The sequence below is a fragment of the Methylobacterium sp. 001424705 genome, assembly GCF_059816145.1.
Genome location: NZ_JCBANU010000009.1, coordinates 126,557 through 142,035 on the forward strand (window position 1 = coordinate 126,557; position 15,479 = coordinate 142,035).

Sequence of the window (15,479 nt, forward strand, 5' to 3'; positions counted from 1 at the left end):
GGAGGCGCGATCCTTGCTATGCCGACCGCCACGACATGCATGCGAGACCTGTCAGCAAGGAGCGGATGGTGCGCTATCAACTGGGCTGCAACTTATCCTACAACATCCTCTCGGACACGACCTTCATCTTCAACCTCGAGGTCGCGCGCCTGCGTAGCGTCGAGATCCTCAGCGAGAGCCTGATCCTGTCGCCGAACCTGAAGCGCGACATCTACATCACGCCCGACCTCCAGAACCGCTACCTCGGCGTCAACGTGCCGGTGGGGCAGTTCGCCCTGGAATACAGCGCCGAGGTCGAGCTCACCGTGCACCGGGCCGACCCGGCGACGGTCAACGAGACGCCGATCTCCCAGCTGCCCCTCGACATCCTGCCGTTCCTGCTGCCGAGCCGCTTCGTCTCGTCCGACCGGCTGACGCCCTTCGCGCTGGCCGAGTTCGGCGCCCTGCCGAAGGGCCATCAGCGGGTCAACGCGATCTGCAACTGGATCCACGACCACCTGACCTACCAGCCCGGCACCAGCGACGGCGAGACCACCGCCGACGAGAGCCTGCTCAAGCGGGCCGGGGTCTGCCGCGACTTCGCCCATATCGGCACCGCCTTCTGCCGGGCGCTCGGCATCCCGGCCCGCTTCGTCAGCTGCTACGCCCACGGCCTCGTGCCGAGCGACTTCCACGCGGTGTTCGAGGCCTATCTCGACGGGCGCTGGTGGCTGTTCGATGCGACTCGCCAGGCCGACCTCGACGGCCTGGTGCGCATCGGCGTCGGGCGCGACGCCGCCGAGATCGCCTTCTCGACGCCCTGGGGCAACATGCAGCCGGTCAACCAGCAGATCCGCATCGTGCGCGCGGACGGGCAGGGCAGCCCGCCCCAGCGCACGGTCGACGCGATCTCCACCGAGGAGCCGGCCCCGCACGCGGGCGCGGCCTGAGACCCGGGGCGAGCGCGCCCCGATCATCCTAGCGCGCCGCGATCGCCGCGCCCTTGCCGAACCGGGCAGGCGTGCGATGTGAACGGTTCACGGAGGGCATCGCGCCATGGCCTATCGTCACACCGTCGGCCCCCGCACCCACGTCTTCGCCGATCTCGCGGCCCTGATGGCCAAGGCGACGCCGGTGCGCTCGGGCGACCGGCTCGCCGGCGTGGCGGCGGAATCCGCCGAGGAGGCGGTGGCGGCCCGCTGGTGCCTCGCCGAGGTGCCGCTCGGCGAGATCCTGGCCCGGCCCCTGATTCCCTACGAAGCCGACGACGTCACGCGCCTCATCCTCGACACCCACGACGCGGGGGCCTTCGCCGAGATCGCCCACCTCACCGTCGGCGACTTTCGCGAGTTCCTGCTGACGGCCTCGTCCGGGACCCTGGCGCGGATCGCCCCCGGCATCACGCCGGAGATCGCCGCGGCGGTCTCCAAGATCATGCGCAACCAGGACCTGATCCTGGTGGCGCGCAAGTGCCGGGTGGTCACGCGCTTTCGCAACACCATCGGGCTGCCGGGGCGCCTCGCCGTGCGGCTGCAGCCCAACCACCCCACCGACGATGCCGCCGGCATCACCGCCTCGATCCTCGACGGCCTGTCCTACGGCTGCGGCGACGCGGTGATCGGCCTCAACCCGGCCTCCGATTCCGTCTCGATCCTGAGCGGCCTGCTCCACCTCTTCGACGACCTGATCCGGCGCCTGGAGATCCCGACGCAAGGGTGCATCCTCACCCACGTCACCACCACGATCGAGGCCATGAACCGGGGCCTGCCGGTCGACCTCGTGTTCCAGTCGATCGCGGGCACGCAAGGGGCCAATGCCAGCTTCGGCGTCACCCTGCCGATCCTCCGGGAGGCGCACGAGGCGGCGCTGGCCCTCAAGCGCGGCACGGTCGGCGACAACTGCATGTACTTCGAGACCGGGCAGGGCTCGGCCCTCTCGGCGGGCCAGCACCACGGCATCGACCAGCAGACCCTGGAGGCCCGGGCCTACGCGGTGGCCCGGCCGTTCCGGCCCCTCCTCGTCAACACCGTGGTGGGCTTCATCGGGCCGGAATACCTCTACGACGGCAAGGAGATCATCCGGGCCGGGCTGGAGGACCACTTCTGCGGCAAGCTCATGGGCGTGCCGCTGGGCGTCGACGTCTGCTACACCAACCACGCCGAGGCCGACCAGAACGACATGGACACCCTGATGACCCTGCTGGGGGCGGCCGGCTGCACCTTCATCATGGGCATCCCCGGCGCCGACGACGTGATGCTGAATTACCAGTCCACCTCGTTCCACGATTCCCTCTACCTGCGCGAGGTGCTCGGCCTGAAGCGCGCCCCGGAATTCGAGGCCTGGCTGGAGCGGATCGGGCTCACCGACGTGGACGGCGCCCTGCTGCCGGAGGGGCCGAGCGCCAGCCTGATCGCCGCCGCGCCGGGGCTCGCCGATCCCGGGCTGGCCGCATGAGCACCGAGGCCGACCCCTGGGCCCGCCTCGCCCGGCTCACCCCCGCCCGCATCGGCCTCGGCCGGGCCGGCTCCGGCCTGCCGACCCGGGAGGTCCTGCGCTTCGGCCTCGCCCACGCCCAGGCCCGGGACGCCGTGCACACGCCCCTCGACGCCGAGGCGGTGAGCGCGGGCCTCGCGGCACTCGGGTTCGAGACGCTCCGCGTGGCCTCCGCCGCGCCGGACCGGGCGACCTACCTGCGGCGGCCGGATCTCGGCCGCACCCTGACGGAGGAGGGCGCCGCGGCGCTCGCCGCCCGCAGCGACGGCCCGGTGGACCTCGCCCTGGTGGTCGCCGACGGCCTCTCGGCCCGGGCCGTGCACGAGGGGGCGGCGGGCCTCCTCGCCGCCTTCCAGCCCCACATCTCGCGGGCCGGCTGGCGACTCGCACCCATCGTGGTGGCGACGCAGGCGCGGGTGGCCCTCGGCGACGGCATCGGCGCGGCGCTCCAGGCCCGCGCCGTGGTGGTGATCATCGGCGAGCGGCCCGGCCTGTCCTCGCCGGACAGCCTCGGGCTCTACCTCACCTTCGCCCCGCGGGTGGGGCGCTCGGATGCCGAGCGCAACTGCCTCTCGAACGTGCGCCCGGCCGGGCTCTCGCACGCGTTGGCCGCGTTCAAGCTCGACTGGCTCCTGACCCAGGCCTTCGCGCTGGGGCTCTCCGGCGTGACCCTCAAGGACGACAGCGGGCCCGCCCTCGCGGCCGCCCCGGGCCCGACCCTGCTGGGCGACGGGTCCGAGCCGGCCTGAGTCCGAGCCGGCCTGAGGTTGGCAAAGCCTTCGCGCGGGGACCCGGGACGAACCCCGCCGTCGCCTCAGGTTGTCCGGAAGAAATCCCGCCCCAAAGCGTGGCTGTGGCGAGGTCGCAACACCCCGAAAGCATCCCGACTTTGCCTTGGGAGACCCCTCTCGCCGCCGCGATCCCGCCATAAACCGGGACCACCTCAGCAAGCGCGGTAAACGATAGTTCCCCCAACGCTTTACCGCGGAGTTCAGACGCTTTCCGAGAAACGGTCCGGTGGGCCGCGCGCCGTGGGTCCCCACGGAACGCACCCATCTGTTTGCGGTCGCGCCGAACCCACACATGCGTATCAGGCCGGGGCGGTGAGACACACGATGGACGCGAGCAAAACCGACAAGTCGAAGCTTCCGAGCCGCCATGTCACGGAGGGGCCCGAGCGCGCGCCCCACCGCTCGTACCTCTACGCCATGGGCCTGACCCGCGAGCAGATTCACCAGCCGCTGGTGGGCGTCGCCTCCTGCTGGAACGAGGCCGCCCCCTGCAACATCTCGCTGATGCGCCAGGCGCAGGCGGTGAAGAAGGGCGTCTCGGCCGCCAACGGCACCCCGCGCGAGTTCTGCACCATCACGGTGACGGACGGCATCGCCATGGGCCATGCCGGCATGCGCGCCTCGCTGCCCTCCCGCGAGGTCATCGCCGACTCGGTCGAGCTGACCATGCGCGGCCACGCCTACGACGCCCTCGTGGGCCTCGCCGGCTGCGACAAGTCCCTGCCCGGCATGATGATGTCGATGGTGCGCCTCAACGTGCCGTCGATCTTCATCTATGGCGGCTCGATCCTGCCCGGCTCGTTCCGGGGCCGTCCGGTGACGGTGCAGGACCTGTTCGAGGCCGTGGGCAAGGTCGCGGTGGGCGACATGTCCCTCGAGGACCTCGACGAGCTGGAGCAGGTCGCCTGCCCGTCGGCCGGTGCCTGCGGTGCGCAGTTCACCGCCAACACCATGGCCACCGTCTCCGAGGCCATCGGTCTGGCGCTGCCCTACTCGGCCGGCGCCCCGGCGCCCTACGAGATCCGCGACAGATTCTGCATGACCGCGGGCGAGAAGGTGATGGAGCTCATCGCCAAGAACATCCGCCCGCGCGACATCGTCACCCGCAAGAGCCTGGAGAACGCGGCGGCCGCCGTCGCGGCCTCGGGCGGCTCCACCAACGCGGCCCTGCACCTGCCGGCCATCGCCCACGAGTGCGGCATCAAGTTCGACCTGTTCGACGTCGCCGAGGTGTTCAAGCGGACGCCCTACATCGCCGACCTGAAGCCGGGCGGGCGCTACGTCGCCAAGGACATGTTCGAGGTCGGCGGCATCCCGCTCCTGCTCAAGACGCTGCTCGACCACGGCTTCCTGCACGGCGACTGCATGACCGTGACCGGCCGCACCATGGCCGAGAACATGGAGAAGGTTCACTGGAACCCGGACCAGGACGTGGTCCGCTCCGCCGCCACCCCCCTGACGCCCACCGGCGGCGTCGTCGGCCTGCGCGGCAACCTCGCCCCCGAGGGCGCCATCGTGAAGGTGGCCGGCATGTCGGAGGACAAGCAGGTCTTCACCGGCCCGGCCCGCGTGTTCGACGGCGAGGAGGCCTGCTTCGAGGCCGTCCAGAAGCGCACCTACAAGGAGGGCGAAGTCCTCGTCATCCGCTACGAGGGTCCGAAGGGCGGCCCCGGCATGCGCGAGATGCTCTCCACCACCGCGGCCCTCTACGGCCAGGGCATGGGCGACAAGGTCGCGCTCATCACCGACGGGCGCTTCTCGGGCGCCACCCGCGGCTTCTGCGTCGGCCATGTCGGGCCCGAAGCCGCCGTCGGCGGTCCGATCGGCCTGATCCGCGACGGCGACGTCATCACCCTCGACGCCATCAAGGGCACCCTCGACGTGGCGGTCTCCGACGCGGAGTTCGCGACGCGTCGCGCCGCCTGGAGCCCGCGCACCAACTCGGCCACCTCCGGCTACCTGTGGAAGTACCAGCAGACCGTCGGGCCGGCGGTGAACGGCGCGGTGACCCATCCGGGCGGCGCCGAGGAGACGCACACCTATGCGGACATCTAGGACAGCCCTCGGCCGCGTCCCGCGGCCGGTCCGGGCCGCCCGGGATCGGCCGCTCGCCCCGATGGGCCGGCGGCTCGCCGGGGCGGTCGGGCTCGTGCTCCTCGGCGCCCTGCCGGCGGCCCTCGGCGCCCTGCCGGGGGCTCTCGGCGCCCTGCCGGCGGCGGCCCTCGACGCCACCGCCCGGACACCGGTGCCCAGCGGCAATTACCGCAGCGCCCGCGAGGCCCTGCGCATGGGCGTGCGCGACTACAATGCCGGCGACAAGGAAGGGGCCGCCCGCGCCCTGGAATACGCCGCCGAGCAGGGCCATGCCCTGGCGCTGTGGAAGCTCGGCCGCATGTACGCCGAGGGCGACGGCGTGCCCCACGACGACCTCAAGGCCTTCGAGTTCTTCTCGCGCATCGCCGACGACACCACCGACGAGGGGCCGGACGCCCAGAACTCGGGCGTGGTCGCGAGCGCCTTCACGGCCCTGGGCGCCTACTTCCTCGACGGGATCAAGGGCACCTACGTGCGCCCGAACCCCGAGCGCGCCTACGACATGTTCAACTACGCCGCCTCGTATTTCGGCGACCCGAACGCGCAGTACAATCTCGGCCGGCTCTACCTCGACGGCACCGGCGTCGACACCGACGCGCGCCAGGCGGCGCGCTGGTTCAACCTCGCCGCCGAGAAGGGCCATGCCCCCGCCCAGGCCCTGCTCGGCCAGCTCCTCGTCAACGGCCAGGGCGTGCCGGCCCAGCGCGCCCGCGGGCTGATGTGGCTCTCGATGGCCCGGGAAGCCGCCCAGGGCCGCAAGGACGACTGGATCGTCGCCCTCTACGAGAAGGCCTGGGCCTCGGCCAGCGAGGAGGACCGCGCCGCCGCGATGGCGCAGGCCTCCCAGACCACCGCCCAGGTCACCGGATCGGCGCGCCGCCGGCGCTGAATGCCGACGGTCGCACCGCTTCGGGTGACCAATTCGGGCGATCAGTTCGGAGACGTCCGGGCCGCCAGCGCCGTGACGAAGGACGGGCGCGCCAGGGTGGCGTCGACGTAGCCGGCGAGCTTGGGCCAGCGCCCGGCATCGACGGATTCGCCGGCCAGGTGCAGGTTGTGGAAGCCCGTGGCCACCGAGATGTCCGCGATGCTGAAGGCGTCGCCGACGAGGTAGGGCCCGTCGATCTGCCCCTCGAGGTAATCGTAGATCTTCGGCAGGTCCTCGTTGAGGGCCTTGGCGACGGCGCCCTCGTCGCCGGGCTGCCCGAGCATCTTCGGCTTCACCACCCGGTTGGCGAAGGGGGCGATGATGACGTCGAACATCTCGGTGTCGCCGTACTTGTCGAACCAGATCGCGCGGCCGCGGGCCTTGGCCTCGGACGGGTACAATGCCGGGCTCGGGAACTTCGCCTCCAGATAGGTCAGGATCGCGGAGGAATCGGCCAGCAGAAAGCCGTCATCGTCGATGGCCGGGATCTTGCCCAGCGGGCTCGCCGCCTGGAAGGCCGGGTCCTTGTCGTGGAAGAACAGCGGGATGTGCTCCGCCTCCTGGCCCTTCTCGGCCAGGGCGACGAGCACCTTGCGGACGTAGGGCGAGTAGCTGGTGCCGTAGAGTTTCACGCGGGGGGTTGCTCCGTGTTGGGGGGATTCTGGTGGGGGATTGCTGGAGCCCAACCCCCGGGCGCCCGGATCGTTCGCTCACGCGTCCGTGAGATCCGCCGTCACGGGCACGTGGTCGGAGGGTTTTTCCAGGCCGCGCAGGTGCTTCTGCACCGAGGCCGAGGTCAGCCGGTCGGCGGCCTGCGGCGAGAGCAGGAGGTGGTCGATCCGGATGCCGGCGTTCCGGTTCCAGGCCCCCGCCTGATAGTCCCAGAAGGTGTAGAGGCCGGCCCGCGGATCGCAGGCGCGCAGGGCATCGGTGTAGCCCTCGGCGAGGAGCGCCCGGAACGCCGCCCGGCTCCGGGGCAGGAACAGCGCGTCCCCGCGCCAGGCCTCGGGGTCAGCCGCATCCTCCGGCTCGGGAATCACGTTGTAGTCGCCAGCCAGCACCACCGCCTCCTCGGCCTCGCGCAGGCCCTGCGCATGGCGCCGCAGCCGCTCCAGGAAGCCGAGCTTGTAGGGGTATTTCGGGCTGTCGACCGGGTTGCCGTTGGGCAGGTAGATCGAGGCGACGCGGACCGGCCGCACGCCCTCGCCGGAGATCAGCGCCTCGATGTAGCGGGCCTGCTCGTCGGTGTCGTCGCCGGGCAGGCCGCGGCGGATTTCGGACATCGCCAGGGGCGCGCGCACCAGCAGGGCGACGCCGTTATAGGCTTTCTGCCCGAGGGTCTCGACGGCGTAGCCCGCCGCCTCGATCTCCGCCCGGGGAAAGCCCTCGTCCTGGCATTTCAGCTCCTGCAGGCAGACCACGTCGGGCTTGGCCTCGTCGAGGAAGCCGACGAGGTGACCGACGCGCTGCTTGATCGAATTGACGTTCCAGGTGGCGATCCGCATGGGCAGGGAGTCTCTGGGAGCTGGGGCGCGTGGATGCCCGTCATCGGGCCTTCGCCGCGGGCTGGCAAGGCTTCGACGGCGAGGCTCGGGTCGAGGCGTTGCGCTCCGCAGGCGCGACGGGCGATGACGGGGAGGTCCGGATGGACGGGGACTGGCTGACGCCGATCTGCGCCTATTGCGAGCGCAGCGATCCCGGCTTCTGGGCGGAGCCGGTCAACGCCTTGTCGAACGGCGCCTTCCTGATCGCCGCCGCCCTGGCGGCGGCGCGCGTGCGCCGCGCTCGCACGGGCGACAGGCCGGCCCTCCTGCTCAGCGCCCTGGTGGCGGTGGTGGGCGTCGGCTCGTTCCTGTTCCACACCCTGGCGGTGCGCTGGGCGCTGCTGGCCGACGTCATCCCGATCGCGCTCTTCATCTACGCCTACTTCCTCCTGGCGATGCGGCGCTACTTCGGCCTCGGGACCGGGGCGGCGCTGGCCGCCACCCTGGCCTTCGCGGCCGTCAATCTCGGCCTGGAGCCCGCCCTCGACGGGCTCACCGGCCGGTCGACGGACGCGCTCACCAACGGCTCGATCGCCTACGCCCCCGCGATCCTGGCGCTGGCGGGCGTCGCCGCCGGCCTGCTGGCGCCGCGGGGCGGTCCCCCGGATCCCGCCCGGCGCGAGGCCGGGCTCGGCCGCCATGATCCCGCCCGGCGCGAGGCCGGGCTCGGCCTCTTGGGAGTCGCCGCCCTGTTCGCCGTCTCGCTCGCCTTCCGCACCCTCGACCGGGCGGTGTGCCCGGTCTGGCCCCTGGGCACCCACGCCCTCTGGCACATCCTCAATGCCGGGGTGCTCTGCGCGCTCATCGCCATCGCGGTCCGCTACCGTCGGCGCCGATCGTAACGCCGCGTCACCCCGACGGCCGGCCGTTTTGTTGCGCCCCCCGGCAAATCGTTGCAGAAGATCGGGCCGCGCCGAGCGCGGCATTCGCCTCCGCCGATCGACGCCGGGCCCGCACCGCCGCCGGACGCGGCAGGTCCCGGACCCGGCAGGTCCACGGCGCGACAGAGTGACGGAACACACCCATGACACAGAGCCTTCGCCTCGGCGTTGCCGGCCTCGGCACCGTCGGCGCCGCCGTCGTCCGGATGGTCGCCCGCCGGGCCGAGGCCCTCGGCCAGACCAGCGGGCAGGCGATTCGCGTCACCGCCGTCTCCTCGCGTGACCGGAGCCGCGACCGCGGCCTCGACCTCGCCGGCGTGACCTGGTTCGACGATCCCGTCGCCCTGGCGACCTCCGGGGAGGTCGATTGCGTGGTCGAGCTCATCGGGGGCGCCGAGGGGCCGGCCCGGCAGACGGTGGAGGCGGCCCTGGCCGCCGGCAAGCACGTGGTCACCGCCAACAAGGCGCTGCTGGCCAAGCACGGCGCGGCCCTCGCCCGGCAGGCCGAGGCGGCGGGCGTGGCGCTCGCCTACGAGGCCTCGGTCGCCGGCGGCATCCCGGTGATCAAGGCCCTGCGGGAGGGCCTGACCGGCAACGCCGTGTCGCGCGTCTACGGAATCATGAACGGCACCTGCAACTACATCCTGACCCGGATGGAGCGCGAGGGCCTGACCTTCGAGGCCTGCCTCAAGGACGCCCAGGCCCTCGGCTATGCCGAGGCCGACCCGACCTTCGACGTCGAGGGCTTCGACACCGCCCACAAGCTCGCGATCCTGACGAGCCTCGCCTTCGGCACCGAGGTCGACGCCGAGGGCGTCTCCGTCGAGGGCATCTCGGCGATCCAGCCCCTCGACCTGACCATGGCCGAGGAACTCGGCTACCGGATCAAGCTCCTCGGCGTCGCACAAACGGCGGCCGGGGGCATCGAGCAGCGGGTCCATCCGACCATGGTGCCGAAATCCTCCGCCATCGCCCAGGTGATGGGCGTGACCAACGCGGTCACCATCGATGCCGATGCGGTGGGCGAGCTCACCCTGATCGGTCCCGGTGCCGGCGGCGAGGCCACCGCCTCGGCCGTGGTCTCCGACATCACCGACATCGCCGCCGGCACCCGCCGCCCGACCTTCGGACGCCCCGCCGCCGCCCTGAGCCCGTCCCAGCGCGTCGCCATGCAGCGGCACGAGGGCGGCTACTACATCCGCCTCACCGTGCACGACCGCCCCGGCGTCGCCGCGGGCGTCGCCACCCGCATGGCCGAGCGCGACATCTCCATCGAGAGCATCCTGCAGCGCCGCTCCGAGAGTGCGGCCTCGAAGGACCCGCATGGCCGCTCGGGCCAGCCGGTCCCCCTGGTGCTGATCACCTACGCCGCCACCGAGGGCACGATCCGGGACGCCCTCGACGCGATCGCGACCGACGGCTTGCTGGCCGAGGCCCCCCAGCTGATCCGGATCGAGCGCGAATAGGGGCCGTGCGCACGATCTGGGGATGAACGAAGAAAACTGCGCGCGCGGCGCGAAACTTCATGCCAAACGCGCATTTTAGTTCATAAGGAGCGCCCGAGAGAGGCGCAGGGGCGCGAGGCTCACATGTCTGGTGGCAATTTGGAATCGCGCGCGCCGGTGGCCCGGTCCCTGACGCTGGAGCTGGCGCGGGTCACGGAGCGGGCCGCCATCGCCGCGGCCCGCCTGCGCGGACAGGGCCGCGAGAAGGAGGCCGACCAGGCCGCCGTCGACGCGATGCGCCTGGAGCTCAACCTGCTGCCCATCGACGGCACCGTGGTGATCGGGGAGGGCGAGCGCGACAACGCCCCGATGCTCTACATCGGCGAGCGCCTGGGCACCGGCGACGGCCCGAAGGTCGACATCGCCGTCGATCCCCTCGAGGGCACCACCCTCTGCGCCAAGGACATGCCCGGCGCCATCGCGGTGACGGCCCTGGCGGAAGCCGGCTCCCTGCTCGCCGCCCCCGACGTCTACATGCAGAAGATCGCCATCGGGCCCGGCTACCCGGCAGGCCTCGTCGATCTCGATGCCAGCCCGGCCGACAACATCGCTGCGCTCGCCCGTCACAAGGGCGTCGACCCGGCCCAGATCACCGCCATCATCCTCGACCGACCCCGCCACATGCAGCTCGTCGCCGCCGTGCGGGCGACGGGGGCGGGCATCCGCCTGATCTCGGACGGCGACATCGCAGGCATCATCCACACCGCCAATGCCGAGGCGACCGGAGCGGACATCTATCTCGGCATCGGCGCGGCTCCCGAGGGCGTGATCGCGGCCGGCGTGCTCCGCTGCATCGGCGGGCACATGCAGGGCCGCCTGATCCTCGACAGCTACGACAAGCGCGAGCGCGCCGCCCGGATGGGCATCAGCGACCCGAACCGGAAGTACGAGCTGCACGACATGGCCCGGGGCGACGTCATCGTCGCCGCCACCGGCGTCACCGACGGCGCCCTGCTGCGGGGCGTCCGCTTCCGGCCGGGCCTGATCGAGACCGAGACCGTGGTCTACCGCTCGGCCAGCGGCACCGTCCGGCGCATGCTCTGCGAGCACCGCCTGCTGGGCGACGCCTGAGCGGGACACGTCCGGGGTCGGATCGGCGGGGACGCTCTTCGAGCGCAGCCCTGCAGATCGCCGCAGGATCGCCGGAAGATCGCGCGGAGCCGCGACGACTCCGTCCCATCGCGTGCGAGCGATCTTCGCTTCGGCCATTACCGGGCGAACCCGTTCGGCGGAGGATCGATGCCGTTCCGGTGGACCCGGCATCCGCATCCGCTGGCATCTCCGCGATCGGAAACCACCGCTTTCGGGACCGGTCGGTGTGCATCCGGGATGCCGCTGTCCTGCGCCGGGAATCTCCAAGTCTACGCTGGACGAATGGACGGATCGGTCGCGCCCGCCCACGACCGACCCGCATCGTCTGCGCCGACGACTATAGGCTCTCTCGAAACCGTGATGGAACCAAAGAGAGTAAACCTGAAAATGCTGTGGTTGTCTCGCAAGAGCTTCACGAAGATTTTTACGGACACGCCAAAGCATTCGGATTGGAAATAAAGCGACCTTTCACCACTTCGCCGGAGAAGCTCGGTGCAGGAATCCCGAGCCTCCCGCCGAACCCAAGGGAGATCGGACACCCGACTCTCCCATCCGGCAGATCACCGCATGTGCACCACCATCAAAGGCCGCCTGGTCACGCTGCTCGGCGTGATGGGCTTTCTCCTGCTCCTCTCCACGGGGATCGGCACCTTCGCCCTGTCGGAAAACCATCGGAGCTTCAATTCCGTCTTCGGCGACCGCATCGTCCCGCTGCGGCAGTTCAGCCTGATCCGTGATGCCTACGACGACCTGCTGGCGACGTCGCGCGCGCTTCGGAACCGGCAAGGGGAAGCCGGCCGGGCGACCGCGAAGATCGAGGCGGATCTGGGCAACATCCAGACCCAGTGGTCGGCCTACCTGGCGACCTACCTGACCCCGGAGGAGAAGGAGATCGCCGCCGAGTTGCAGCGGCGCATCGACCACAACGCCGCGGTCGCGGCCGACATCCTCCGTCGCCTCGCCGCCGGCGGCACCCCCGACTTCGACGCGACCCACGCGGCTCTGGTGAAGGGCATGGAGGAGGCCAACGTCGTCCTGAGCCAGCTCACCGCCCTGCAGGTCCGGGAGGCGCAGGCCGAGTTCGACCGGGCCGAGACCCATTCGGGCTGGTCGCGCCTGGCGCTCCTGGCCCTGGTCGCCCTGGCCGCCGCCGCCATCGGCTTCGGCCTCTACACCGTGCTGGCCCTGGTCGTGCGCCCGCTCGGCGGCATGACCGGCACCATGGCCAAGCTGGCCGGCGGCGACGTCACGACCGAGGTGGCGGGCGCGCACCGCCGGGACGAGATCGGCGCGATGGCCCGGGCCGTCCAGGTCTTCAAGGACGCCATGATCGCCAAGCGCGACGCCGACGCCGCCGCCGCGATCGAGAGCGCCGCGAAGATGCGCCGGGCCGAGATCCTGGATGCCGCCACGCGGGGGTTCCAGGCGCAGGTCGCACGCCTGACCCACGGCCTGTCCTCCGCCGCCACCGAGATGGAGGCCACGGCGCGGGCGATGAGCCGCACCGCCGACCAGACGGCCGGGCAATCCCTGAGCGTCGCCTCGGCCGCCGAGCAGACCTCGGCCAATGTCCAGACCGTGGCGGCCGCGAGCGAGGAGATGGCCGCCTCCATCGGCGAGATCGCCGCCCAGGTCGCCCGCTCGGCGGCGATGGCCGAGCGGGCCTCCGAGAACGCGGCGGCCACGGACACGATCATCCTCGGCCTCGCCGAGGGGGCCGAGCGGATCGGCACGGTGGTGGGCCTGATCTCGGGGATCGCGGCCCAGACCAACCTGCTGGCGCTCAACGCCACCATCGAGGCGGCCCGCGCCGGCGAGGCGGGCCGGGGGTTCGCGGTGGTCGCGGGCGAGGTCAAGGAGCTGGCCTCCCAGACCGCGCGCGCCACGGCGACCATCTCGGACCAGATCACCACGATCCAGAGCGAGACCCGCCAGGCGGTCACGTCGATCCGGACCATCGGCGCGACCATCGCCGAGCTGCGCAGCATCGCGGTCGGCGTCGCGGCGGCCATGGAGGAGCAGGGAGCGGCCACCCAGGAGATCGTCCGCAACGTGACACAGGCCGCCCAGGGCACGCAGTCGGTGACCGTCAGCATCGGCAGCGTGACCCAGGCCGCCGGCGAGACCGGGGCGGCCTCGTCCCAGGTCCTGGCCGCCGCCTCCGAACTCGCGCGCCAGTCCGAACAGCTGAGCGCCGAGGTCTCGGGCTTCCTCGCCACCGTCCAGGCCGCCTGAGCGGGCTTGCCCGACGGCCGGCTTTCGGGGCTGATGCCGGACGCCCCGAAAGCCGGGGCCGGCATCGGGGTGACGGATGAGCGGCTCCGACGACGACCGCCCGCGATCCGGGCCGTGGACCCGGCGCGGCCTGCTCGCCGGGGGCGTCGGAGCGGCGGCGCTCGGAATTGTGGGGCTGGGGGCCGGCGGGATCCTCGCGCCGCCGGACGCGGTTCGGCACGATCGCCAGATCGCCGAGGCCCACCTCGCCGCGCGTCTGCCGGCGATCCGGGCGGCGCTGGCGGCGGCGCGGCCGGGCTTCGTGTTCCTGGCGGGCAACTCGCAGGCCGAGCTTCTCGGAGCCGCCATGGCGCGGCGGCCGGACGTGGTGAATGGCGGGATCGGCGGCACCTCGGCCCGCCGCTATGCCGGCGCGATCGACGGACTGGCCTTCCCCGTCCGGGCCGGAGTCGCGGTGCTGTTCGTCGGCACGAACGACATCCTGCGGCGGGCCGACCCCCTGTCGGCGCGCATGGCGGGCGGGTTCGCGGCGGCGACGGGCCGCATCGTGACGTGGCTGGCGGCGAATGCGGATCGGGTGCTGGTGGCGGCCGTGCCGCCGATCGGGCCGGAGGCCGGGGCGGAGCGCGATCCGGCGGCGGTGGCCGGCTACACGGCGCTCCTGCGTGATCTGTGCGCGCGGCAGGGCTGCCGGGTCTTCGACCCCTTCGCGGACCTGCGCGACGGTCCACCGGGCCTGACCACCCGGGCGGTGCCGCCGGACGGCGTGCACCTGCGCGACTACGACGCCCTGGCGGCCGGGCTCGAGACGCACCTGCGCGCGCTGCGGGACGGAGCGCCGCCGGACTGAGCGGCCGGCGGGGTCACGAAGCCTGCGGAGGCGCGGACGACCCCCCGCGCGGGGTCCGTCAGTTGAACAGCGAGCCGACGCCGCCCTGGACGCGGCCGAGACCCTGCTTGGCCACCGGGTTGCCGGGTTCGATCTGCGCGGCGCGCTGGTAGCTCTCCACCGCCTCCTTCCTGCGGTTGGACTTCTCGTAGGCGAGGCCGCGATAGGCCCAGGAGGTGGCGTCCTTGTTGTTGACGTTGAGCGCCGCGTTGTAGTCCTCGATCGCCTTGTCGTACTGGTTGGTGGCGATCAGGCTCTGGCCGCGCGCCGCATAGGGCGCCGCCACGAAGGGATTGCGGTCGATGGCGGCGTCGAAATCCGCGATGGCCTGGGTGTTCTGCCCCTGCTTCTGCCGGACGAGGCCGCGCGCGTGGTAGGCCTCGGCCGATTCCGGCGCGAGGCGGATCGCCTGGTTGAGGTCGGCGGTGGCGCCCTCGAGGTCGCCCTGGGCGCGCAGCACGTTGGCGCGGCCGATATAGGCCGGGGCGTAGTTCGGATCGGCCGAGATCGACTTCGAGAAGTCCTGCAGCGCGGCGTCGTTGCGGCCGATCTGGCGGTTGGCGAGCGCGCGGTTGTTGTAGGCCGAGGCCGAATTCGGGTCGATCTGCACCGCCTTGGTGAAGTCCCCGATGGCGTCGTTGAATTGGCCGGCCCGGGCATAGGCCGCGCCGCGGGTGACGTAGGCCGCCGCGTCGTTGGGATTGCGCTGGATCACGTCGGTGAGCGAGGTGATGTTGACCGTGGTGGCGCCCGTCTGGTCGGATTCGAGCACGGCGAACTGGCGCGTCGCGGTGGCGCCGCCGCCATAGGTCTCGCAACCGGCCAGCGCGGCCGCCGCGAGCGCCGTGGCCCCGATCAGCCCCGCCTTCGATGCCCGCAGCTTCAAAACCGTCATGGTCCTCGCTCCCCCCGGGGGGGGGGGGGGGGGGGGGGGGGGGGGGGGGGGGGGGGGGGGGGGGGGGGGGGGCGCGGGGGCGGGGGGGGGCGGGGGGGGGGGGGGGGGGGGGGGGGGGGGGGGTGGGCGGGTGCGGGGTCTGGTACGGGGGCG

The 15,479-nt window shown here is 72.1% G+C and carries 13 protein-coding genes; 10 read left to right on the forward strand and 3 right to left on the reverse strand.

Features of this window, described 5'->3' with window-relative positions; genetic code table 11:
* Positions 1-68 precede the first annotated feature (68 nt).
* From AC6EUL_RS09450 to AC6EUL_RS09470, 5 genes are all read left to right on the forward strand, one after another.
* Complete coding sequence (locus AC6EUL_RS09450) at positions 69-929, forward strand: transglutaminase-like domain-containing protein (protein ID WP_056221813.1); 861 nt, start codon at positions 69-71, stop codon at positions 927-929.
* Between the two features lie 106 nt (positions 930-1,035).
* Positions 1,036-2,433 (forward strand): ethanolamine ammonia-lyase subunit EutB, encoded by a 1,398-nt coding sequence (locus tag AC6EUL_RS09455; RefSeq protein ID WP_499869928.1) that lies wholly within the window; start codon positions 1,036-1,038, stop codon positions 2,431-2,433.
* Entirely contained in the window at positions 2,430-3,221 is a 792-nt protein-coding gene (gene eutC / locus AC6EUL_RS09460; RefSeq protein WP_499869929.1) for an ethanolamine ammonia-lyase subunit EutC, read from the forward strand. Before AC6EUL_RS09455 ends, eutC begins: the two co-directional genes overlap by 4 nt.
* A 366-nt stretch (positions 3,222-3,587) precedes the next feature.
* The gene (gene ilvD / locus AC6EUL_RS09465) at positions 3,588-5,318 is read left to right on the forward strand and encodes a dihydroxy-acid dehydratase (protein ID WP_056221671.1); all 1,731 of its coding nucleotides are present in this window, start codon (positions 3,588-3,590) and stop codon (positions 5,316-5,318) included.
* A 61-nt stretch (positions 5,319-5,379) separates the two neighbouring features.
* Positions 5,380-6,246 (forward strand): tetratricopeptide repeat protein, encoded by an 867-nt coding sequence (locus AC6EUL_RS09470; RefSeq protein WP_499869937.1) that lies wholly within the window; start codon positions 5,380-5,382, stop codon positions 6,244-6,246.
* Between the two features lie 41 nt (positions 6,247-6,287).
* Here AC6EUL_RS09470 and AC6EUL_RS09475 read toward each other — a convergent pair whose 3' ends face one another.
* Both AC6EUL_RS09475 and xth read right to left on the reverse strand, forming a co-directional pair.
* Complete coding sequence (locus AC6EUL_RS09475; RefSeq protein ID WP_499869930.1) at positions 6,288-6,917, reverse strand: glutathione S-transferase family protein; 630 nt, start codon at positions 6,915-6,917, stop codon at positions 6,288-6,290.
* Positions 6,918-6,995: 78 nt separating this feature from the next.
* Positions 6,996-7,790: an exodeoxyribonuclease III gene (gene xth / locus AC6EUL_RS09480; protein ID WP_056273935.1), complete on the reverse strand. Its 795-nt coding sequence runs from the start codon at positions 7,788-7,790 to the stop codon at positions 6,996-6,998.
* A 140-nt stretch (positions 7,791-7,930) separates the two neighbouring features.
* Here xth and AC6EUL_RS09485 point away from each other — a divergent pair, with 140 nt between their 5' ends.
* From AC6EUL_RS09485 to AC6EUL_RS09505, 5 genes are all read left to right on the forward strand, one after another.
* Complete coding sequence (locus AC6EUL_RS09485) at positions 7,931-8,671, forward strand: ceramidase domain-containing protein (RefSeq protein ID WP_056380802.1); 741 nt, start codon at positions 7,931-7,933, stop codon at positions 8,669-8,671.
* Between the two features lie 182 nt (positions 8,672-8,853).
* Positions 8,854-10,176 carry a homoserine dehydrogenase gene (locus AC6EUL_RS09490; protein ID WP_056273938.1) on the forward strand — a complete coding sequence of 441 codons (1,323 nt, stop codon included), beginning with the start codon at positions 8,854-8,856 and terminating at the stop codon, positions 10,174-10,176.
* Between the two features lie 123 nt (positions 10,177-10,299).
* Complete coding sequence (gene glpX, locus AC6EUL_RS09495) at positions 10,300-11,286, forward strand: class II fructose-bisphosphatase (protein WP_056273940.1); 987 nt, start codon at positions 10,300-10,302, stop codon at positions 11,284-11,286.
* 588 nt (positions 11,287-11,874) lie between these two features.
* The gene (locus AC6EUL_RS09500; RefSeq protein WP_499869931.1) at positions 11,875-13,542 is read left to right on the forward strand and encodes a methyl-accepting chemotaxis protein; all 1,668 of its coding nucleotides are present in this window, start codon (positions 11,875-11,877) and stop codon (positions 13,540-13,542) included.
* A 76-nt stretch (positions 13,543-13,618) separates the two neighbouring features.
* Positions 13,619-14,392, forward strand: coding sequence for an SGNH/GDSL hydrolase family protein (locus AC6EUL_RS09505; protein ID WP_499869932.1), 774 nt, complete (start codon positions 13,619-13,621; stop codon positions 14,390-14,392).
* A 58-nt stretch (positions 14,393-14,450) separates the two neighbouring features.
* On the opposite strand, the gene AC6EUL_RS09510 is transcribed toward AC6EUL_RS09505, so the two are convergent.
* Positions 14,451-15,326 carry a tetratricopeptide repeat protein gene (locus AC6EUL_RS09510; RefSeq protein ID WP_056221698.1) on the reverse strand — a complete coding sequence of 292 codons (876 nt, stop codon included), beginning with the start codon at positions 15,324-15,326 and terminating at the stop codon, positions 14,451-14,453.
* Between the last annotated feature and the right edge of the window lie 153 nt (positions 15,327-15,479).

Excerpts from the sequence above, each read along its gene's own strand:
- AC6EUL_RS09455 (WP_499869928.1), top strand. The coding sequence starts at position 1,036 with ATGGCCTATCGTCACACCGTCGGCCCCCGCACCCACGTCTTCGCCGAT.
- eutC (WP_499869929.1), top strand. The coding sequence starts at position 2,430 with ATGAGCACCGAGGCCGACCCCTGGGCCCGCCTCGCCCGGCTCACCCCC.
- ilvD (WP_056221671.1), top strand. The coding sequence starts at position 3,588 with ATGGACGCGAGCAAAACCGACAAGTCGAAGCTTCCGAGCCGCCATGTC.
- AC6EUL_RS09470 (WP_499869937.1), top strand. The coding sequence starts at position 5,380 with ATGGGCCGGCGGCTCGCCGGGGCGGTCGGGCTCGTGCTCCTCGGCGCC.
- xth (WP_056273935.1), bottom strand. The coding sequence starts at position 7,790 with ATGCGGATCGCCACCTGGAACGTCAATTCGATCAAGCAGCGCGTCGGT.
- AC6EUL_RS09485 (WP_056380802.1), top strand. The coding sequence starts at position 7,931 with ATGGACGGGGACTGGCTGACGCCGATCTGCGCCTATTGCGAGCGCAGC.
- AC6EUL_RS09490 (WP_056273938.1), top strand. The coding sequence starts at position 8,854 with ATGACACAGAGCCTTCGCCTCGGCGTTGCCGGCCTCGGCACCGTCGGC.
- glpX (WP_056273940.1), top strand. The coding sequence starts at position 10,300 with ATGTCTGGTGGCAATTTGGAATCGCGCGCGCCGGTGGCCCGGTCCCTG.
- AC6EUL_RS09500 (WP_499869931.1), top strand. The coding sequence starts at position 11,875 with ATGTGCACCACCATCAAAGGCCGCCTGGTCACGCTGCTCGGCGTGATG.
- AC6EUL_RS09505 (WP_499869932.1), top strand. The coding sequence starts at position 13,619 with ATGAGCGGCTCCGACGACGACCGCCCGCGATCCGGGCCGTGGACCCGG.
- AC6EUL_RS09510 (WP_056221698.1), bottom strand. The coding sequence starts at position 15,326 with ATGACGGTTTTGAAGCTGCGGGCATCGAAGGCGGGGCTGATCGGGGCC.